Source organism: Bacteroides sp. 2201st1_D9_2201SCRN_220225 (genome assembly GCF_040928965.1).
Classification (GTDB): domain Bacteria; phylum Bacteroidota; class Bacteroidia; order Bacteroidales; family Bacteroidaceae; genus Bacteroides; species Bacteroides stercoris.
In genome coordinates this window covers 1-21,804 of sequence record NZ_JBCODG010000049.1, presented here as the reverse complement: position 1 = coordinate 21,804, position 21,804 = coordinate 1, and the positions used below count along the sequence as shown (strand labels likewise).

Genomic DNA, 21,804 nt, shown 5'->3' with positions numbered 1-21,804 from the left:
TACTAATCAATCTTTTCCAAACACGCATGAAAAAACAACTGATTTCCGTAATGGTTGCCGCGTCCTTGCTGACAGCTTGCGGCGGAGCACCGAAAACTACTGCCAAGGCAGAAAAATTTGATTATACAGTGGAACAATTTGCAGATTTACAGATTTTACGCTATCGCGTACCGGAGTTTGAGAACTTGTCTCTCAAACAGAAAGAATTAGTTTATTACCTCACGGAAGCCGCTTTGCAGGGACGTGACATCCTGTTCGACCAGAACGGGAAATACAACCTCAGAATCCGCCGGATGCTGGAAGCCGTCTATACGGGCTATACCGGCGACAAGACTGCGGCAGACTTCAAGGCTATGGAAGTGTACCTGAAACGGGTATGGTTCTCCAACGGCATTCATCATCATTACGGCTGCGAGAAGTTCGTACCGGGCTTTATTCCCGAATTCTTCAAGCAGGCCCTTTTAAGCGTGGACGCCGCTACACTGCCGCTTGCAGAAGGGCAGACGGTGGAGCAGCTTTATGAAGAGGTGGCTCCCGTTATCTTCGACCCCAAAGTAATGCCGAAGCGTGTGAACCAGGCTGCCGGTGAGGATTTGGTGCTGACCTCGGCATGTAATTATTATGACGGGGTGACGCAGCAGGAAGCCGAAGCCTTTTACAGCTCCATGAAGGATCCTAAGGATGAAACGCCGGTTTCTTACGGATTGAACAGCCGTCTGGTGAAAGAGAACGGCAAGATTCAGGAAAAAGTGTGGAAAGTGGGGGGCTTGTACGGCGCGGCCATCGGGAAGATTGTGTATTGGCTGAAGAAAGCGGAAGGCGTGGCCGAGAACCCTGAACAGAAAGCGGTTATAGCCAAGCTGATAGAGTTTTATGAAACAGGTGACTTGAAGACTTTTGATGATTATGCCATTCTGTGGGTGAAGGATTTGGATTCCCGCATCGACTTCGTAAACGGATTCACCGAAAGCTACGGCGACCCGCTGGGCATGAAGGCAAGCTGGGAATCTTTGGTGAACTTCAAGGATTTGGAAGCTACCCGCCGCACGGAGATTATCAGCAGCAATGCGCAATGGTTCGAAGACCACTCTCCGGTGGAAAAGCAGTTCAAGAAAGAGAAGGTGAAAGGTGTTTCAGCCAAGGTAATCACTGCCGCTATTCTGGCGGGCGACCTCTATCCTTCGACGGCTATCGGTATCAACCTGCCCAATGCCAACTGGATCCGCAGCCATCACGGCTCCAAATCCGTAACGATTGGCAATATAACGGATGCTTACAACAAGGCGGCTCATGGCAACGGCTTCAACGAAGAGTTTGTATATAGCGATGCCGAACTGCAATTGATAGACAAATATGCCGATACGACCGATGAACTGCATACCGACCTGCATGAGTGTCTGGGACATGGTTCCGGCAAACTGCTTCCGGGCGTAGACCCCGATGCGCTGAAGGCTTACGGCTCTACTATCGAAGAGGCGCGTGCCGACTTGTTCGGACTGTATTATGTGGCCGATCCGAAACTGGTGGAACTGGGGCTGACTCCGAGTGCGGATGCCTACAAGGCCCAATTCTATACCTATCTGATGAACGGCCTGATGACACAGCTTGTGCGTATCGAACCGGGAAACAACGTGGAAGAGGCACATATGCGCAACCGCCAACTCATAGCCCGTTGGGTATATGAAAAGGGTGCTGCCGACAAAGTGGTGGAACTGGTGAAGAAGGACGGAAAGACTTATGTCGTAATCAATGATTATGAAAAGGTACGGGAACTGTTTGGCGAACTGCTTGCCGAAATACAGCGTATCAAGTCCACGGGCGACTATGACGCAGCCCGTGAGCTGGTAGAGTCCTATGCCGTGAAAGTAGACCCGGAACTGCACGCGGAAGTATTGGAACGTTACAAGAAGCTGAACCTGGCTCCGTATAAGGGCTTTGTCAACCCGAAGTATGAGGCTGTGACGGATGCGGACGGCAACATAACCGATGTGAAGGTGACTTATGATGAAGGGTATGCCGAACAGATGCTGCGTTATAGCAAGGACTACTCGGCATTGCCTTCAGTGAACGATTGAATGGTAATTTAGAGATTTTATTGTTTTCTTTTAGGCACGGATTACGCGGATTACACGGATTTACTTTATCCTTTTTTTCCGTTTCCGTGAAATCCGCGTAATCCGTGCCTAAAAAAATCATCAGGTGCATTTTGACACACCTCTTTTAAGATAAAAGGCTTTTTGCCTCAGGTAATAACCGGAACTCTCATTTCTGAAACTAATGGAACTAAAAGAACAACTCAAAGAAATAAAAACCCAGCTCCGCCTCTCCATGAATGGGGCTGTGTCTCAAAGTATGCGTGAGAAAGGTTTGGTCTACAAACTTAACTTCGGCGTGGAACTGCCCCGTATCAAAAGTATTGCTTCTGCTTACGGGAAAGATCATGCCTTGGCGCAGGCACTTTGGAAAGAAGATATTCGCGAATGTAAAATATTGGCGGGATTGCTCCAGCCTGTCGACAGCTTCTTGCCCGAAATAGCGGATATATGGGTGGAGAATATCCGGAACATCGAGATTGCGGAACTTACCTGTATGAACCTGTTCCAGCATCTTCCGTATGCCCCTGCGAAGTCTTTTCACTGGATTGCCGCTGAAGATGAATATACGCAGGTCTGCGGTTTTCTTACCATTGCCCGTCTGTTGATGAAAAAAGGCGATATGAACGAACGGGTAGAGAATGAATTCCTTGACCAGGCAATATCGGCGTTCCTCTCAGGCTCTTATCATGTGCGCAATGCCGCGCTGACCGCTATCCGCCGCTTCATGCAGCACAGCGAGGAAAATGCGTTTCAGGTTTGCCGCAGGGTAGAAGGCATGGGAGATTCCTCTTCGGAGACAGAACGGCTGCTTTACAATCTGGTAAAGGAAGAGGTAGCGTTATGATAAAACGGTAAAGTGATAGAGTGCCGGCTACTTTACCATTCTCATCATTAATTTTTCTTTTTTTGTTTGCTTTCCGCAAAAAAGGCTTAACTTTGTTGGCTGTTAAAAAACTGCGCCTTTAAATGGAAAGTCAGAACGTGAAAGATACGGTTAGACAGATATTCACCGAATATCTCAATATGAACGGGCATCGCAAGACTCCCGAACGATATGCCATACTCGACACTATTTATTCCATAGACGGCCATTTCGATGTTGACACGCTTTATTCGCTGATGGCAGACCAGGAGAATTTCAGAGTGAGCCGTGCGACGCTGTACAACACCATCATATTGCTTATCAATGCCCGGCTGGTTATCAAGCATCAGTTCGGAAATTCCTCTCAATACGAAAAATGCTATAACCGTGATACGCATCATCACCAAATCTGCACGCAGTGCGGCAAGGTTACCGAATTCCAGAACGAGGAATTGCAGCACGCCATTGAGAATACCAGGTTGAGCCGCTTTAACTTGACGCATTATTCGCTGTACATGTACGGCTTGTGTAGCAAGTGCGACCGCGCAAACAAAAGAAAGAAGAAAAATAATAACCATAAGAAAGAGAAATGAAAGTAGACATTCTATTAGGATTACAATGGGGCGACGAAGGCAAAGGCAAAGTCGTTGATGTATTAACTCCGAGATACGATGTAGTGGCACGTTTTCAAGGCGGCCCGAACGCCGGTCATACATTGGAGTTTGAAGGTCAGAAATATGTGCTCCGTTCCATTCCTTCGGGAATCTTCCAGGGTGATAAGGTGAATATCATCGGTAACGGTGTAGTGCTCGACCCGGCGCTGTTCAAGGCGGAAGCGGAAGCATTGGAAGCATCCGGTCATAATTTGAAGGAACGCTTGCATATTTCCAAGAAAGCACACCTCATCCTGCCCACGCACCGCATTCTGGATGCTGCCTATGAAGCTGCAAAAGGAGATGCCAAAGTGGGAACTACCGGGAAGGGCATCGGTCCTACCTATACGGACAAGATTAGCCGCAACGGTGTACGTGTAGGTGATATCCTGCACGATTTCGACAAGAAGTATGCTGCTGCCAAAGCCCGTCACGAACAAATCCTGAAAGGCTTGAATTACGAATATGATTTGAGCGAGCTGGAAAAGGCATGGTTCGAGGGTATCGAATACCTGAAGCAGTTCAAGTTTGTGGACAGCGAACATGAAATAAACGGTCTGCTGTCGGACGGAAAGTCTGTTTTGTGCGAAGGTGCGCAAGGTACGATGCTCGATATTGATTTCGGTTCTTATCCGTTTGTCACTTCTTCCAATACCATTTGTGCAGGAGCCTGCACGGGCTTGGGCATAGCTCCCAATAAGATTGGCGAAGTGTACGGTATCTTCAAGGCATATTGTACGCGTGTGGGTGCGGGTCCGTTCCCGACGGAACTGTTCGACAAGACCGGTGACCAGATTTGTACGCTGGGACATGAATTCGGTTCGGTAACCGGACGTAAGCGCCGTTGCGGATGGATTGACCTGGTAGCCTTGAAATATGCCATTATGGTAGACGGCGTAACCAAGCTCATCATGATGAAGAGCGATGTGCTCGACTCATTCGAAACAATCAAAGCCTGTGTGGCATATAAGGTCAACGGTGAGGAAATCGATTACTTCCCGTTCGATATCGAAGGCGTGGAACCGGTGTACGTGGAATTGCCCGGCTGGCAGACGGATATGACAAAGATGCAGAGCGAAGATGAATTCCCCGAAGAATTCAACGCTTATCTGTCGTTCCTGGAAGAACAGCTTGGTGTGCCTGTGAAGATTGTATCGGTAGGTCCCGACCGCGAACAAACCATCGAACGCTATACAGAGGAATAACATAGATTGACAAATAGACAACCTTACGTACGGGTTACGCGAATTTTGTGGCTTCGATAACGGACTGTATAAATTCGGGTAACCCGTACTTTTTTTATTTATTACCATGAAAACACGTATTATCTCATTATTGCTTCTGCTCTCTCTCTGCTCTTCCGGGAGGTCGCAACCTTATCAGCCTACGGCAGAAAACTTACAGTCGCGCCAGGAGTTCAGGGACAGCAAATTCGGCATTTTCCTCCATTGGGGGCTGTACTGCATGTTGGCAACCGGAGAATGGACCATGACCAATAAGAACCTGAATTATAAAGAATATGCCAAATTGGCGGGCGGATTTTATCCTTCCAGGTTCAATGCAGCCAAGTGGGTGGCAGCTATCAAGGCTTCCGGAGCAAAATATATTTGTTTCACTTCGCGGCATCACGAGGGCTTTTCCATGTTTCATACCCGTTATTCCGATTATAATATTGTGGACGCCACTCCTTTCAGGCGGGATGTACTGAAAGAATTGGCGGATGAATGTCATAAGCAGGGGATTCGCCTGCATCTGTATTATTCACATATAGACTGGTATCGAGAGGATGCTCCGCAGGGGCGTACGGGGCGTGGAACCGGGCGTCCGGATCCTTCGGGAGACTGGAACAGCTATTACGCTTTTATGAATAACCAGTTGACGGAGTTGCTGACCGGTTACGGGAAAATAGGCGCAATATGGTTCGACGGCTGGTGGGATCAGGACCGGAATCTCGGTTTCGATTGGCAGTTGCCCGGGCAATATGCGTTGATACACCGCCTGCAACCTGCCTGTCTGATTGGTAATAATCATCACCGGACACCTTTCGAAGGAGAAGATATACAGATTTTTGAGCGTGATTTGCCTGGTGAGAATAAGGCGGGACTTTCCGGACAAGGTGTCAGTAACTTGCCATTGGAAACGTGCGAGACAATGAATGGCATGTGGGGATATAAGATTACAGACCAAAACTATAAGCCGGCAAAAACTTTGATTCACTATCTGGTGAAAGCAGCCGGTAAGGATGCCAATCTCCTGATGAATATAGGTCCGCAGCCCGATGGCGAACTGCCGGCTGTTGCCATGGAGCGACTGGCAGAGATAGGAGAGTGGATGAAAGTGTACGGTGAAACTATTTACGGAACACGTGGCGGCTGTGTGGCTCCTCACCCTTGGGGAGTGACAACGCAGAAGGGAAATAAGCTGTATGTGCATATTCTGGATTTGCAGGATAAAGCGCTTTTCCTGCCTTTGGATGGAAAGCGCGTGAAGAAGGCTGTAGGTTATACCGACCGCCGGCCGCTGAAAATACAGAAATGCCGGGATGGTGTCATGCTTTATCTTTCCGAAGTCCCGACAGATATTGACAAAGTCATCGAACTGCACCTGGAAGAGTAGCTTGCTGCCGGTGAATTGCTAAAACTGTAACCGTTATGTCGGTAAATCTTTAATTCTTCCTAAAAGATAGGGAGAACCGGGAGATAGCTCGCAGTTTCCCTTTATTTTTGGCAGACAATTTGTTATACAAACAGAAACAACACATTATTCATTTATTTATTATTAAAAGAAGAAAATTATGGGAACAGGAATGATAGGCATGCAATGGATTATCTTTATCGGGGTGGCTGTGGTCAGTTGGCTGGTACAGATGAACCTGCAGAGTAAATTCAAGAAATATTCTAAAATCCCCACCGGCAACGGAATGACGGGAGCCGATGTGGCTTTGAAGATGCTGCACGATAACGGCATCTACGATGTAACCGTAACACATACTCCGGGACACTTGACAGACCATTACAACCCTGCCAATAAGACCGTAAACCTTAGCGAAAGCGTTTATAACAGCAACAGCATTATGGCAGCAGCCGTTGCCGCCCATGAGTGCGGACATGCCGTGCAGCATGCACGCGCCTATGCACCGCTTACGATGCGCAGCAAACTGGTGCCTGTGGTTTCGTTCGCTTCCAACATTATGACGTGGGTACTGTTGGGCGGTATCCTGATGCTGAACACTTTTCCGCAGTTGCTGCTGGCAGGTATCATCCTGTTTGCCATGACTACGCTGTTCAGCTTCATCACCCTTCCGGTGGAAATCAATGCGAGCAAGCGTGCATTGGTATGGTTGAGCAGTTCCGGCATTACGAATGCCCGCAATCATACACAGGCGGAAGACGCGCTTCGTTCGGCGGCTTATACGTATGTGGTAGCTGCGCTCGGTTCATTGGCAACGCTTGTTTACTACATAATGATATTCATGGGACGCAGAGAATAAGAACGTTCTGTTCCGTAGAAATAGAAAAATGCTTTCTTCATGCTAAATGGAGAAAGCATTTTTTTTCTTAATCAATAAAATACCGTAACTTTGTCATCTGATTTTATAAATGATTGATACGATTATGGCAGCAAAACCAAGTATTCCCAAAGGAACCCGCGACTTTTCGCCCGTAGAAATGGCGAAGCGTAACTATATATTCAATACGATTCGTGATGTTTATCATCTTTATGGTTTCCAGCAGATAGAGACTCCTTCCATGGAAATGCTTTCCACCTTAATGGGGAAGTATGGTGAAGAAGGCGATAAACTGTTGTTCAAGATACAGAATTCGGGTGATTACTTTTCCGGTCTGACGGACGAGGAACTGTTGAGCCGTAATGCCGCGAAGCTCGCAAGCAAGTTTTGTGAGAAAGGTCTGCGCTATGACCTTACCGTGCCTTTTGCCCGTTATGTCGTGATGCACAGGGATGAAATCACGTTCCCTTTCAAGCGTTACCAGATTCAGCCGGTGTGGCGTGCCGACCGTCCGCAGAAGGGGCGTTATCGTGAGTTCTATCAATGTGATGCCGATGTGGTGGGCAGCGACTCCTTGCTGAATGAAGTGGAACTGATGCAGATAGTCGATACCGTATTTACGAGCTTCGGCATCCGTGTATGCATTAAAATCAACAACCGCAAGATATTGAGCGGCATTGCCGAGATTATCGGTGAGTCCGATAAGATAGTGGACATTACCGTAGCGATTGACAAACTGGACAAGATAGGGCTGGACAATGTCAACGCTGAACTGAAAGAGAAGGGTATCAGTGATGAGGCTGTTGCCAAGTTGCAGCCTATCATTTTGTTGAGCGGTAGTAACGAAGAGAAACTCGCTACACTGAAGCAGGTGCTTTCTGCCAGCGAAGAGGGCTTGAAGGGTGTGGAAGAGAGTGAGTTTATCTTGAATACGCTTTCCGCGCTTGGTTTGAAGAACGAAATCGAGCTTGACCTGACGCTGGCTCGCGGCTTGAACTATTATACGGGTGCTATTTTTGAAGTAAAGGCACTGGATGTGCAGATTGGCAGCATTACCGGTGGTGGTCGTTATGACAACTTGACCGGTGTATTCGGCATGGCAGGTGTTTCGGGAGTAGGCATTTCGTTTGGTGCAGACCGCATATTCGATGTGCTGAACCAGCTTGAACTTTATCCGAAAGAAGCGGTGAACGGTACGCAGCTTCTGTTTATCAATTTTGGTGAGAAAGAAGCCGCCTTCTCTATGAATGTGCTTACTCAGGTACGTGCGGCAGGTATCCGTGCTGAAATCTTTCCCGATTCCAGCAAGATGAAGAAGCAGATGGGTTATGCCAACTCCAAGATGATTCCGTTTGTTGCTTTGGTGGGAGAAAACGAGATGAATGAGGGCAAGGTAACCTTGAAGAATATGGAGACGGGAGAGCAGAAATTGATTACCCCCGAAGAGCTGGTTAGCGAACTGAGTTAATAAAAACTGAAATACTATTAAAAAGGAGCCTGTTTGTGCTCCTTTTTTCGTATATTTGTTACGCAGGTGTTGCAGGAATGTAATATTCGGCTCTTACCTTTGCAGTGACAATAAAAGAGGAGGTTTGTATGGTTTCCGTTCAATTTAAACAAGAAAAGCATAATGCGCTGGTCAGTTTCCTGATGATTGTCATAGCGGTGTTGTTTTTGCTTTATATGGGCAGCTCGCTGGTGAACTCTACCCGGACTTTTTGGGAAAACTATTCCATAGAGAATTTATTGGAATGACATTCTGTAGGCAGGGAACAGAAAGTCGGGTTCTATCCGTTTTTTGCAATATTTATTCATATCGGGAATAAATAAAGACAGTCGGTTTATTGCAATTGGCTGTCTTTTTGTATATTTGTGAGTCCGTGTTCCAAACTTTTAATACGGACATGTTTTGTTAACCATATCATCAACTAAAAACAACCAGAATCATGGAACAAGATTTCTCAATGCATGCCAATCCGTTGGTGGCCAAGCTTCAAAAACCGGCTTCCGAATTTACAAAAGCCGACATCGTTTCTTATATAAAGGAGAATGGAATCACTATGGTGAACTTCATGTATCCTGCTGCCGACGGGCGGTTGAAAACTTTGAACTTTGTCATTAACGATGCCGCATATCTCGATGCGATACTTACGTGCGGGGAGCGTGTGGACGGTTCCAGCCTGTTTCCTTTCATTGAAGCGGGCAGCAGCGATTTATATGTAATACCCCGCTTCTGTACGGCTTTTATAGATCCGTTTGCCGAGCAGCCTACGCTTTCCATGCTCTGCTCTTTCTTCAATAAAGACGGCGAACCGCTGGAAAGTTCTCCCGAACACACTCTGCGCAAGGCGTGCCGGGCATTTACGGAAGTAACCGGTATGGAGTTTCAGGCCATGGGCGAATTGGAGTATTACGTCATTTCGGAAGACAGCGGCATGTTCCCGGCTACCGACCAGCGTGGTTATCACGAGTCTGCTCCGTATGCCAAGTTCAATGAATTCCGTACCGAGTGTATGGCGTACATCGCACAAGCCGGCGGACAAATTAAGTACGGGCATTCCGAAGTGGGTAACTTCACCCTTGACGGCAAGATATACGAGCAGAACGAAATCGAATTTCTGCCGGTACGTGCCGAGCAGGCAGCCGACCAGTTGATGATTGCCAAATGGATTATCCGTAACCTTGCTTACCAGTATGGATACGACATCACTTTCGCTCCGAAAATAACGGCAGGAAAGGCCGGTTCCGGATTGCATATTCACATGCGCATCATGAAGGACGGAAAGAATCAGATGCTGAAAGACGGCGTACTTTCCGAAACGGCCCGCAAGGCGATTGCGGGAATGATGGAGCTGGCTCCTTCCATTACCGCATTCGGCAATACGAATCCTACTTCTTATTTCCGCCTTGTTCCTCATCAGGAAGCGCCTACCAATATCTGCTGGGGCGACCGCAACCGTTCCGTATTGGTACGTGTGCCGTTAGGATGGTCGGCAAAGACCGATATGTGCATGATTGCCAATCCTCTGGAAGCGCCGAGCAATTACGACACCACTCAAAAGCAGACGGTAGAGATGCGTTCACCGGATGGTTCAGCCGATTTGTACCAACTGATTGCAGGACTGGCTGTAGCTTGCCGCTGCGGTTTTGAGATGCCGGATGCTTTGGAAATTGCGGATAAGACTTATGTGAACGTGAATATCCACAAGAAAGAAAACGAAGACAAATTGAAACAACTGGCTCAGTTGCCCGACAGTTGTGTCGCTTCTGCCGATTGTTTGGAAAAACAGCGTGCCGCTTTCGAGAAATACAATGTCTTCAGTCCTGCCATGATTGACGGAATTATCAGTAAGTTGCGTGCTTATGAAGATAGGACTTTGCGTAGCGAAGTGCAGGATAGTCCGGAAGAGATGCTGAAACTGGTTGAGAAGTATTTCCATTGCGGGTAACGGACAGAACAGATATTATAGTAAAGAACTCCTTGCCGGACGGTTGCTGGTGAGGAGTTCTTGTTTTATAGCCGGTCACCTTTGCCATTTTGTCAGCATTTATCTGCCAAACGAACAGCTTTGCCTTTTGGCACGGTTTTCGTAAGTTCTTTATCGTTTGTATAAAGCAACATTACCATTATAATAAATTGTATAACATATAAAACAAAAGAAACTATGAACATTAAACCATTAGCAGACAGAGTGCTGATACTCCCTGCACCTGCAGAAGAAAAGACAATCGGCGGTATCATTATTCCTGATACAGCAAAAGAAAAACCTTTGAAAGGTGAAGTTATCGCAGTAGGCAACGGAACTAAGGACGAAGAAATGGTGTTGAAGGTTGGTGATACGGTACTGTATGGCAAATATGCCGGTACGGAACTGGAAGTGGAAGGAACCAAGTACCTCATCATGCGTCAAAGCGACGTACTCGCTGTTTTGGGATAATCAATTTATAAATAGTAAACCTGATAAATAGTAAAAACATTATGGCAAAAGAAATATTATTCAATATCGATGCCCGCGACCAACTGAAGAAAGGTATCGATACACTGGCAAATGCAGTAAAAGTAACGCTCGGCCCGAAAGGACGTAACGTAATCATCGAAAAGAAATTCGGCGCTCCCCACATCACAAAGGACGGTGTAACAGTAGCTAAAGAAGTGGAACTGGCCGATGCTTACCAGAATACCGGTGCACAACTGGTTAAGGAAGTTGCTTCCAAGACTGGTGACGATGCTGGTGACGGTACAACTACCGCTACCGTATTGGCTCAGGCTATCGTAGCCGAAGGCTTGAAGAACGTAACTGCCGGTGCAAGCCCGATGGATATCAAACGCGGTATCGACAAGGCTGTTGCCAAAGTGGTTGAGTCTATCAAGAGCCAGGCCGAGATGGTAGGTGACAACTATGATAAGATTGAACAGGTAGGTACGGTATCTGCCAACAACGACCCGGTTATCGGTAAGCTGATTGCAGACGCTATGCGTAAGGTTTCCAAAGACGGTGTTATCACTATCGAAGAGGCTAAGGGTACGGATACCACTATCGGTGTAGTAGAAGGCATGCAGTTCGACCGCGGTTATCTTTCTGCTTATTTCGTTACCAACACTGAAAAGATGGAATGCGAAATGGAGAAACCGTACATCCTGATTTACGATAAGAAGATTTCCAACCTGAAAGATTTCCTGCCTATCCTCGAACCGGCTGTACAGACTGGCCGTCCTCTGTTGGTAATTGCAGAAGATGTGGATAGCGAGGCTCTGACTACCTTGGTTGTAAACCGTCTGCGTTCTCAGTTGAAGATATGTGCTGTGAAAGCTCCGGGCTTCGGCGACCGCCGCAAGGAAATGCTGGAAGACATTGCCGTATTGACAGGCGGTGTTGTAATCAGCGAAGAAAAAGGCTTGAAACTGGAACAGGCTACTATCGAAATGTTGGGTACTGCCGACAAGGTAACTGTTTCTAAAGACAATACGACCATCGTGAACGGTGCCGGTGCAAAAGAAAATATCAAGGAGCGTTGCGAACAAATCAAGGCTCAGATTGCTTCTACCAAGTCCGACTATGACAAGGAGAAATTGCAGGAACGTCTTGCCAAGTTGTCAGGCGGTGTGGCTGTTCTCTACGTAGGTGCTGCTTCCGAAGTGGAAATGAAAGAGAAGAAAGACCGTGTAGACGATGCTCTCCGCGCTACTCGTGCCGCTATCGAAGAAGGTATCGTAGCAGGTGGCGGTGTGGCTTACATCCGTGCGCTCGAAGCATTGGAAGGTTTGAAGGGTGACAATGCCGACGAAACTACCGGTATCGACATCATCAAACGTGCCATCGAAGAGCCTTTGCGCCAGATTGTAGCCAACGCCGGTAAGGAAGGTGCTGTTGTGGTACAGAAAGTTCGTGAAGGCAAAGCCGACTTCGGTTACAATGCACGTACCGATGTTTACGAAAACCTGCACGCTGCCGGTGTGGTAGACCCTGCAAAGGTTACTCGTGTGGCTCTGGAAAATGCCGCTTCTATCGCAGGTATGTTCCTTACTACCGAATGTGTGATTGTCGAGAAGAAAGAAGATAAGCCCGAAATGCCGATGGGTGCTCCCGGAATGGGCGGTATGGGCGGAATGATGTAATATCGTTTTCCCTTGATTTCTTAATCATATAAATTGACCGCGATGTCTTGCATAAAGGCGTCGCGGTTTTTTTATGTTGGATAATATTGTTTCCTTTGCATATTCATTTCGATAATAAAATAGAAAAGACCATGAGAAGTTTTGCTTCAGATAATAATTCGGGGGTACATCCTTTGGTAATGGAAGCGCTGAATAGGGCCAACCGGGATCATGCAGTGGGATATGGTGATGATGTATGGACGGAAGAGGCTGTCCGCAAAATCAGGGAAGCTTTTACTCCGGATTGCGAACCGTTGTTTGTATTCAATGGAACCGGCAGCAATGCTGTTGCCTTACAGTTATGCACGCGTCCTTATAATTCGGTAATATGTGCGGAAACTGCGCATATTTATGTAGATGAATGCGGCGCTCCTGCCCGCATGACAGGCTGTCAGATTCGTCCGGTTGCTACGCCGGACGGAAAGCTGACTCCTGAGTTGGTACGTCCTTATCTTTGTCATTTCGGCGAGCAGCATCATTCCCAGCCGGGAGCTTTTTATATCTCGCAATGTACGGAGCTGGGCACTGTCTACCGGCCCGATGAAATCCGTGCGTTGACGGAACTGGCACACCGGCACGGCATGTACGTCCATATGGACGGCGCCCGTCTGGCAAATGCCTGTGCGGCCCTTAACCTTAGCTTCAGGCAGTTGACGGTAGATTGCGGCATTGATATTCTTAGTTTTGGCGGTACGAAAAACGGGTTGATGCTTGGCGAAAGTGTAATTATCTTTAATCCGGCTTTAAAGAAAGAGGCTTGTTTTGTACGCAAGCAGTCGGCGCAGCTCGCATCGAAACTCCGTTACCTGTCCTGTCAGTTTACTGCTTATCTCACGGACGACCTTTGGTTGAAGAACGCTTCACACGCCAATCGTATGGCGCAGCTTTTATATGCCGGATTGAAAGAGTTGCCCGGAGTACGTTTTACGCAGAAAGTGGAAAGTAACCAACTGTTCCTGACAATGTCCCGTCCGGTAATTGACAACTTGTTGAAAGACTACTTCTTCTACTTCTGGAATGAAGAAGAGAATGAGATACGTTTCGTTACCTCTTTTGACACTACGGAACAGGATATAGAAGAACTGCTACACGCCATTAGACGTTATTGTCATTAAGCGGTATTCATGTTTTGCCATATAAAAAAGCCCCCGAACCTTCACAGGCAAGGGGCTTGATTTAGACCTTTCCCTCTTTTTAGGGGGTGAGGGAAAGGCTTACTGAAAACAAACAGATTTACTTTACCTTAAAATACCTTTGATTGATAACCTTTTAACTAACCTTCTTTATAATGCTGAATTTGTCTTAATACCTATTGCTTCGAGTATGGGGGTAAAGGTATAACCTTTACGTTTCAATGTTTTTATCAATTTATCCAAATAGCTGTTGTAAAATTTATCCGTACGGCGGTTGTCTGTTCCGAAGTGTATCAGCATCAAATGTCCGTTCAGGCCCTCTTTCTTCTCTACTTCCATGATTTTGTTGTAGATGAACTTGCTGCTCCGGTATTTCTGTCCCATATCGGGGGTGGTATAATCTGCATTGCTCATGGTTCCGGGAGTATAGTTGACGACTTGTATTCCCATATTTTTTGCCCAGGCGGCTATCTCCTTGTTATAATATTCATAGGGCGGAATGTATATCGGGGCGTCTTTATATTCAATACCGGCCTTGCGCATGGTTTCGTAGCTTTTCAGCATATCCTTTTCAAATTCCTCGCGGGTAACCAATAAGGAATCGCGGTTCTCCCACGGCATATAGAGCAGATGTCCGTAGCTATGGCTGCCTACCAGATGTCCTTCGTCGAGCAGCCGTTTTACTATTTCGGGGTAAAGCTCGTAAAATTCGCCGGTAAAGAAGAAGCTTCCTTTGATACCGTGCCTTTTCAGGGTGCTGATAATGGCATCCGCGCCGTCAGCCTTATCGGCTGCTGTGAATACGAGGCTGATTTGTTTTTTAGACGGGTCGGTACGCACGATACCGCCATTGACGTATACATTTTTGTCTGCCGATGCACCTGCCTGTTTCATGCCTTCTTTCTGCATGGCAGAGAGATAATAGGTGAGGCAGGCGGTTCCGTCCATAGTCGGTTCATTGGTGGAATAGTCGTGGAGTGCATCGTGGTATACCATCAGCTCCGGTTGAAAGCGTTCGTAATCCTGTCCGGGCGTACCGGGAATGCCGGTCATGTTTACCCCTCGCAGCCCCTCGAATATGCTGCGGTATACGGGGCCGTCCACCAGTCCGCCTGTCGTATTGCCTACGCCTGCATTGAGCAGGGAGGAGTGGGGTTGCGAAGGATAATCGCCGTAAAGCGGCAGTTCCACAATCATGCTCGTTCCCCACGGATTGCAGCCGAACAGCCAGTCGCGGAGGGAGGCTTCCATTTCGGCATAAGTCTCATCGCCGGTTGTCTCGCGGTAGAGACGGCATTGCGTCAACATGGCAGTAGTCAGGTTGTTGGAACACCAGATGTAGGGAATACCGTGCAGGAAAGGACTTTCGACTGCTTTCTCGTATGTGCGCTCAATACCGGTGCGCATGTTGCGGATAAACTCTTTACTGATGCGCGGGTTGTTTACAGTGGCCAGGTGGTAGTGTCCCATGTTCATGAACGGATACCATTGGTAATGGCGGGCGCTGTCGGCACCCATCCACGGAGTGATGGGTTCGCGGCGTCCGTATTCGAGGGCTTGCGACAGGTATTCCGGCTTGCCGGTAGCGTGGTATAGCTCCATGGCTCCGAGCTCCATATCGTCCGTCCAGTTGTCTTCTTCATAGATGTAGGGTGATTTTACGGAGGCGGTCTGGCATGTTCCCGGCTTCTTTACACCTTCCTGATAGGCGGCATCGGCTTTTTCACCGATTTCAGCGGCAAATTCGGGGTAAAACTCTTTCAGTATCCTGGCTCCCAGTGCAAAACAAGCGGCAAACTTGCCGGCTGTACTTGCTACGCCGGTGGTGGCATTGGTGAATTTTCCGCGCACTTGCGGCTCTCCGCTGCAAAAGTAAACGGGGCGTCCTTTGCCCGGTCCGTAGCCATAATCCACCTCATCTTTATTGGGCAGGCGCATGCCGGCGTGGTCGCGGTCGTCGGCAATTTGGTTGTACAGTTCGCCCGGAGCGGGATTCATGCGGTTCAGCCAGTCCAGTCCCCATTTTATTTCGTCTACTATATCGGGAATGCCGTTTGCTTCCGGCAGTCCGGCTGCATTGTAGGCATCGCCGAATGCCTCGGGGTTTTCCTGGTAGGCAAACATCATTTGGTATATGGCATTGGCGGAAGTCGTGGTATATTGCAGGTAGTCGGTAGCATCGTGCCAGCCGCCGCGCACATCGATGTGTTGCCCGGTTTTTGTGGGGTGGTACGCTATGTAGCCGTCGTGTACGTGGCAGCTGTCTTTCAAGAAAGGGTTGTAACCGCAACGTTGCTGGCGCATGTAGTTCAGCAGGAAGTCGGCTGTGCCGTTATATACCTGCGCATTGATAGGGAAGCGTGGAGAAACAGCTTTTCCCGCTTTCAGGTAATATGTGCCCGGTTCTTGAAAATTACTGAAATCCAACCGGTAAGTACTGCTCATGCTGCCTGATTGGCCGGTGGCTTTGGGCGAAGTAAAAGTGCGTACCGTTTTTCCGGTAAAAGCATCGACCAGTGCGTATTCTTGTACGTCGGTTTTTGTTTCGCTCATGAATACCGCTACTTTAATGGATTGTGGCAGATAGCCCAGTTGGTTGATTCTAATCCATTCGTCCGCCTTACACGGGAGTGCGGCAAATGCAAAAATCAGTGTTAAGAGCCGATAATAACGTTTCATAAAATGCTTTTCATTTAAGGTTGTGGGGGTACTATGTAACAAAAGGTTTTACCTAAATGCAAATAAAGCGGTTTCTATCAATTTTAGGAAGATTTGGTGTAAATTATTAGATGATATTATTTGTCATTTACAATATTTTAGAATGATGCAAAAAGTATGGTATTAGTAGTTTTGGCAATAAACTCTTGCTTATCATATGTTTATGTGATATTGAATATCTTTTTAGCTTTCGTTTACGCATTTTAATTTCTTAAAAACAATGTTGGTGTGTTATTTGTTCTATCCATTTTAGAATACAAAACTTATAAACTATGGCTTACATTGATTATTATCAAGTCCTTGGAGTAGACAAAACGGCATCTCAGGATGACATCAAGAAGGCGTTCCGTAAGTTGGCGCGCAAATATCATCCCGACCTGAATCCGAATGACGCTACTGCCAAAGACAAGTTTCAGGCTATCAACGAGGCCAATGAGGTGCTTAGTGATCCTGAGAAAAGAAAGAAGTATGATGAATATGGCGAACACTGGAAGCATGCCGATGAATTTGAGGCTCAGAAGCGGGCACGGCAACAGGCCGGTGCAGGAGGCTTCGGCGGCTTCGGCGGTGCGGGCTTCGGTGGTCAGGGTGGTGCCGGTTTCGGTACGGATGGGGGCGGTACATACTGGTACTCTTCCGATGGGCAGGAGTTTTCCGGAAGCGGTGCAGACGGCTTCTCCGATTTCTTTGAACAGATGTTCGGACACCGTACACGCGGTGGTGGCGGAGCGAATGCAGGTTTTCGCGGACAGGACTTCCATGCCGATTTGAACCTGTCGCTTCGGGATGCCGCCCGGACTCATAAGCAGATATTGACGGTGAACGGCAAGAATGTCCGCATCACCATTCCCGCCGGTGTGGCGAACGGTCAGGTCATTAAACTGAAAGGCTATGGCGGCGAGGGCATCAACGGCGGGCCTGCGGGCGACCTGTACATTACTTTCGTGATAGCGGAAGATCCCGTCTTCAAACGCTTGGGCGATGATTTGTATGTAGATGTGGACATCGACCTCTATACGGCGTTGCTGGGTGGCGAGAAGTTGGTGGATACATTGGAAGGTCAGGTGAAACTGAAAGTAAAACCCGAAACGCAGAACGGTACGAAAGTCCGTCTGAAAGGGAAGGGTTTTCCGGTATATAAGAAAGAAGGCCAGTCCGGTGACTTGATTGTGACTTATTCCGTAAAGTTGCCGGTGAATCTGACGGAACAGCAGAAAGAAATGTTCCGTAAAATTCAAAGTATGAACTAAAAAGGAGAACGAGTTATGCAGAACGAGTTAATTATAGTCAGTGAGTATTGCGACAAGTGTCACATAGAGCCCTCTTTCATTGAGATGTTACAGGAAATCGGTCTGATAGATATCCGGACGGAAGGCGGGGAGCGCTGTTTGCAGTTTGCCCAGTTGCCGGATGTGGAACGTTACAGCCGTATGTATTACGACCTGTCCATCAACATTGAAGGCATTGATGCCATTCATCATTTGCTGGAGCGTATGGAAAGTATGCAGCAGGAGATTTATTCTTTACATAGCAGGTTGAGGCTGTTTGAGGATGTGTCAAGATGATTTAGTATTTTCTTTCAGGCATAGATTATACGGATTTCATTATTTCTGTTTATAAAAAACATGAAATCCGTATAGTTTGTGCCTGAAGATTTATTATCATGTAAACACTCGCGTACATTTATCAAGTTGTATGTTATGTTGGATAATTACTGCTAAACAGCAAGTGTATATTCCAGCATATATTTGCATTTGGACGGCATTTTCGGTTGTTCTCAGAATCCTTTGTATGATCTTTACATATAAGGATTTTACTTGTTTTTGTCGGAAAAATATCAAATTATAATAGTAGTATGTTTAGTTTGTTCAAAAAATAATATATATTAGCCTGATAAAATATCTTTTACGTGGTATTATAAGCAATATATAATTATGAAAAACAAAAGAATGATTCAGAAAATATGTGTGTACTGCGTTGAAGGCATACTATTTGGCGTTACATGGGTGATATTGGACAAAAATGTTTGGCATGGCAATCATTCTGCTTTAGCATCGTTTTTGTATGGAATTTCTCTTTATATTGGTGCAAGAATAATGATATTTTTTTACTTCAAAATCAAAAAAACTCTTGATAACTAAAAGCATAGTACAAAAGTTACATCTAAAAAATGAATAGCACAATTTTATGTACCGTATAAAAGCAGAGATTTATTATAATACAAAACTTATAAACTATGGCTTACATTGATTATTATCAAGTCTTTGGAGAATACAAAATGGCATCTCAGGATGACATTAAGAAGGCGTTCTGTAAGTTGGCGCGCAAATTCATGAGTTGCGCAGTCAGTTGAGTCTGTTCAGATGATATCTGTTGTGGATTAGTTAACTCTTCTGTTTCCCTCCTTTCCGATCGGTAATGAGCTTAGTTCTATTGAAATGCCGATTTTCTATATGAGTATCTTTTTTCCGAAGAAGAAAGGAGAAAGGCATGCTTTATCCAAACAGAATGCGATGAAAATGCTACCGTACAGAGTGATGACTGTGGCGGTACAGAGAAAGCATATCCCTGTCGGGTCGAACGAAAAAAAAGGCAGAAAGAGTTTGGACAGTGCGGTAAAGACGGGGGAGAAAAGAAGAATAGGCAATGTGTTCTTTCCGATGAACAGTGAAGCTTGCTTCACAGTATGGGGAAGATGTTTGTAGATGTACAGCGAAAGGCTGATGACCAATCCGGTAATTAATATGCCTCCTAAAGTGCCTCTGTTCAGATTCTCCGGCTGGCTGCACAGAAAAACCAGAGGGATAATGGCAAGAAAAGAAGCGGGGAAACAAGATAGGAACGGACGTTTTCCCAGATGGATAGCAGTGCCTGCCATGAAATAGAAAGCATTGGCAAATGTCAGCAAATGAAAGATGTAAGAGAAAAGTAAAAGGAGACTGCTTGTTACCAGTAGGCGGATAAATGGAGTCGAACTGAGATAAGTATGCACGAAATAATAGGTGGTGCCACATAATATGAATGTGTGCAGATACCAGTAAGGCCCAATAGGATCAAGCAATACTTTGCCGAGCAGAACTGAGGCACTGATTTCTTTTATCCCGTCCCAAACGGGAAATAGCATAGACATGCAGGCATAACTGATTTCCATAATGGTGTATGGAATGAATATCCATGCCATCGCTTTCAGAAAAATTTCCGGCTTTTTATGCACGTTAATCAGATAACCCGAAATCAACAGGAAGGCGGGCATATGGAAAGTATATACGATACTTTTGGCATACGGATACTTACTTCCTATATGGCTCAGGTGAAAGATGATCATGAGTATGATAAACAGGCATTTCAGATAGTCCAGTTCATGGATACGGTTCCTCATGATTGTATCAGATAAAAGCATGAGGTACAGAAAAAATTGCGCAGATGCGGTATCGAACCGATGAGACGTAGCAATTTACGCGGTTTAAGGTGAAATTTTTGTTCGTAATGCGGATTGATAAACCAGAATTGTTTGTGAAAAATCTGATAGTGGGAAGTGCAGAGAAGTTTTTCGAATAGTTCGATACTTGTCCGGCATTTCCGTATGTCGAGAAGTTCATCGATGCGTGCCTGGCTTTCGCCAAAGTGGTGTAATAAACTGCTGTAGATGCCTGCGGGCAATAAATGAATGAAAGGCAGGCGTGAAACATATTTGTTCCGGCAAATCTGCTGATGCCCTCCAAAAGGCATTTGCCAGGGAGGGAAGCTGATAAAGAGTAGTCCACCGGGAGTGAGGAAGCGTTTGATATGTTCTAAAAGGCGGTATTTTTCGGAGATATGCTCTATAACATCGTGAATCAGTATGATGTCGAATGCTTCTTCCAATTGTATGATTTGAAAAATATCCGAGGCTATGAAAGTGGCGGGCAGTCTTTCTTCCTGGAAGAACTGGCGGGCTTGCCGGATGCGGTTTTCGGATAAATCAATGCCTGTAACCCGGCAGCCGATGCGGGCAAAGGGTACCAGATTGCCACCTTCGCCACAACCGATTTCAAGAATCCGGCTTTGGGGAGTGACAGAAGTGAATCGGTGAATGTAGGGAAGGAAATGAAGTTCACTGGTCGTTGCCAGTTCCTGAAAGTAAGTCTTTCTGTTTTCGTGTCTTTGCTGCATACGTTTGGTTGTGTTTTAGATTCATTTTCAAAGAAAATCCTTGAAAGGAATAAAGATATAAATAATAATTGTATATTGAGTGAAAAGTAACTTTTTTTTTAGTTAATATTTGCGATTTCTATATCCGGCTTCATTTGATTAATGGTTGAAGAATCTTGTTTTGGATACAGAGTTAGGGTGTATAAAAAGCAAACGGACACCGGAACTGATAAAGTTCCGGTGTCCGCTGCATTTTCTATCTATACGTCTTTACTTGCGATAGCTTTCCAACTCTTCAGCCTTGAACTTGCGGATGAAGTTGAAATGCTTCTCTATTTCAGACTCGGCATAGTTTACGTACACCAACGCCGACTTGGCAAACATTTCGGGAGCTGTTGTCGCATCCTGAATCAGCAAGTGAGACATTACGCACACGGCAGCCATTTCGTAAAGACGGCGAGCCACGAAGTCCAGCAATTCCTGATTGCCGCTTTCCTTAACGGCATTGGTGCAGGCTTCGAACTTATTCGTCATTTCTTTTACGCGGTCCAACAGCGGTTGCATTTCTTCGCTGCACGGAATCAGCTCATAGTCGCGCAGGGTGGCGGCATAAGAACCGTTGGTGACGTAGCGGATGGCGGCTACCGTCTGCAACTGTGTAGTACCTTCGTAGATGCTGGTGATACGTGCATCGCGATAAATGCGCTGACAGGCATATTCCAGCATGAAGCCGGAACCGCCGTGAATCTGGATACTGTCGTAAGCATTCTGGTTGGCGTATTCGGAGTTCATACCTTTTGCCAGCGGTGTGAAGGAATCGGCCAGTTTGGCATATTTCTTCTGTTCCTGACGTTCTTCCGGAGTCAGTTTGCGTTCGCGGGCGATGTCGTCCAGTGCCTTGTAGATGTCTACGTAGCGTGAAGTCTGGTACAGCAGGGCACGGCCGGCATCCAGTTTGGCTTTCATGATGGCCAGCATATCGTATACGGCGGGGAACTCGATGATGGCTTTACCGAACTGTTTGCGGTCTTTGGCATAAGCCAGCCC

18 protein-coding genes are annotated in these 21,804 nt (G+C 46.6%); 14 read left to right on the top strand and 4 right to left on the bottom strand.

Annotated features, from left to right (window positions below; all coding sequences use genetic code 11):
- The first annotated feature begins 26 nt into the window (after positions 1-26).
- The 12 genes from AB5903_RS15285 to AB5903_RS15230 all read left to right on the top strand — a co-directional run bounded on the left by AB5903_RS15285 (position 27) and on the right by AB5903_RS15230 (position 13,890).
- A complete protein-coding gene (locus AB5903_RS15285; RefSeq protein WP_368117992.1) occupies positions 27-2,075 on the top strand; it encodes a dihydrofolate reductase in 2,049 nt (682 codons plus the stop codon).
- A 202-nt stretch (positions 2,076-2,277) separates the two neighbouring features.
- Positions 2,278-2,940 carry a DNA alkylation repair protein gene (locus AB5903_RS15280; protein ID WP_016662580.1) on the top strand — a complete coding sequence of 221 codons (663 nt, stop codon included), beginning with the start codon at positions 2,278-2,280 and terminating at the stop codon, positions 2,938-2,940.
- Positions 2,941-3,062: 122 nt separating this feature from the next.
- A complete protein-coding gene (locus AB5903_RS15275; RefSeq protein ID WP_005654388.1) occupies positions 3,063-3,551 on the top strand; it encodes a Fur family transcriptional regulator in 489 nt (162 codons plus the stop codon).
- Entirely contained in the window at positions 3,548-4,816 is a 1,269-nt protein-coding gene (locus AB5903_RS15270) for an adenylosuccinate synthase (protein WP_005654390.1), read from the top strand. Before AB5903_RS15275 ends, AB5903_RS15270 begins: the two co-directional genes overlap by 4 nt.
- Positions 4,817-4,922: 106 nt before the next feature.
- Complete coding sequence (locus tag AB5903_RS15265; RefSeq protein ID WP_368117991.1) at positions 4,923-6,227, top strand: alpha-L-fucosidase; 1,305 nt, start codon at positions 4,923-4,925, stop codon at positions 6,225-6,227.
- Between the two features lie 178 nt (positions 6,228-6,405).
- Positions 6,406-7,101, top strand: a complete 696-nt coding sequence (locus tag AB5903_RS15260; RefSeq protein ID WP_005654394.1) for a zinc metallopeptidase — start codon at positions 6,406-6,408, stop codon at positions 7,099-7,101.
- Between the two features lie 124 nt (positions 7,102-7,225).
- A complete protein-coding gene (hisS, locus tag AB5903_RS15255) occupies positions 7,226-8,587 on the top strand; it encodes a histidine--tRNA ligase (protein ID WP_368117990.1) in 1,362 nt (453 codons plus the stop codon).
- Between the two features lie 128 nt (positions 8,588-8,715).
- Positions 8,716-8,874 (top strand): hypothetical protein, encoded by a 159-nt coding sequence (locus AB5903_RS15250; RefSeq protein ID WP_016662576.1) that lies wholly within the window; start codon positions 8,716-8,718, stop codon positions 8,872-8,874.
- A 191-nt stretch (positions 8,875-9,065) separates the two neighbouring features.
- Positions 9,066-10,568, top strand: coding sequence for a glutamine synthetase family protein (locus AB5903_RS15245; RefSeq protein ID WP_005654398.1), 1,503 nt, complete (start codon positions 9,066-9,068; stop codon positions 10,566-10,568).
- Between the two features lie 216 nt (positions 10,569-10,784).
- Entirely contained in the window at positions 10,785-11,057 is a 273-nt protein-coding gene (locus AB5903_RS15240) for a co-chaperone GroES (RefSeq protein WP_004290132.1), read from the top strand.
- 41 nt (positions 11,058-11,098) lie between these two features.
- On the top strand, positions 11,099-12,736 hold the full coding sequence (gene groL, locus AB5903_RS15235) for a chaperonin GroEL (protein WP_005654400.1): 1,638 nt from the start codon (positions 11,099-11,101) through the stop codon (positions 12,734-12,736).
- A 131-nt stretch (positions 12,737-12,867) separates the two neighbouring features.
- Positions 12,868-13,890, top strand: coding sequence for a low specificity L-threonine aldolase (locus tag AB5903_RS15230; RefSeq protein ID WP_195658513.1), 1,023 nt, complete (start codon positions 12,868-12,870; stop codon positions 13,888-13,890).
- A 168-nt stretch (positions 13,891-14,058) separates the two neighbouring features.
- On the opposite strand, the gene AB5903_RS15225 is transcribed toward AB5903_RS15230, so the two are convergent.
- Positions 14,059-16,587, bottom strand: a complete 2,529-nt coding sequence (locus AB5903_RS15225) for a glycoside hydrolase family 9 protein (protein ID WP_272709814.1) — start codon at positions 16,585-16,587, stop codon at positions 14,059-14,061.
- A gap of 311 nt (positions 16,588-16,898) precedes the next feature.
- Here AB5903_RS15225 and AB5903_RS15220 point away from each other — a divergent pair, with 311 nt between their 5' ends.
- Together AB5903_RS15220 and AB5903_RS15215 are read left to right on the top strand one after the other, a co-directional pair.
- A complete protein-coding gene (locus AB5903_RS15220) occupies positions 16,899-17,876 on the top strand; it encodes a DnaJ C-terminal domain-containing protein (protein WP_016662573.1) in 978 nt (325 codons plus the stop codon).
- 15 nt (positions 17,877-17,891) lie between these two features.
- Positions 17,892-18,191 carry a chaperone modulator CbpM gene (locus tag AB5903_RS15215; protein WP_005654409.1) on the top strand — a complete coding sequence of 100 codons (300 nt, stop codon included), beginning with the start codon at positions 17,892-17,894 and terminating at the stop codon, positions 18,189-18,191.
- A gap of 884 nt (positions 18,192-19,075) precedes the next feature.
- On the opposite strand, the gene AB5903_RS15210 is transcribed toward AB5903_RS15215, so the two are convergent.
- The 3 genes from AB5903_RS15210 to AB5903_RS15200 form a co-directional block, all read right to left on the bottom strand.
- The gene (locus AB5903_RS15210; protein WP_117859411.1) at positions 19,076-20,005 is read right to left on the bottom strand and encodes an acyltransferase family protein; all 930 of its coding nucleotides are present in this window, start codon (positions 20,003-20,005) and stop codon (positions 19,076-19,078) included.
- Complete coding sequence (locus AB5903_RS15205; RefSeq protein ID WP_005654481.1) at positions 20,002-20,778, bottom strand: bifunctional 2-polyprenyl-6-hydroxyphenol methylase/3-demethylubiquinol 3-O-methyltransferase UbiG; 777 nt, start codon at positions 20,776-20,778, stop codon at positions 20,002-20,004. Before AB5903_RS15205 ends, AB5903_RS15210 begins: the two co-directional genes overlap by 4 nt.
- Positions 20,779-21,027: 249 nt before the next feature.
- Positions 21,028-21,804 (bottom strand): acyl-CoA dehydrogenase family protein (locus tag AB5903_RS15200; protein WP_368117989.1); only part of this gene is annotated, 777 nt, incomplete at its 5' end.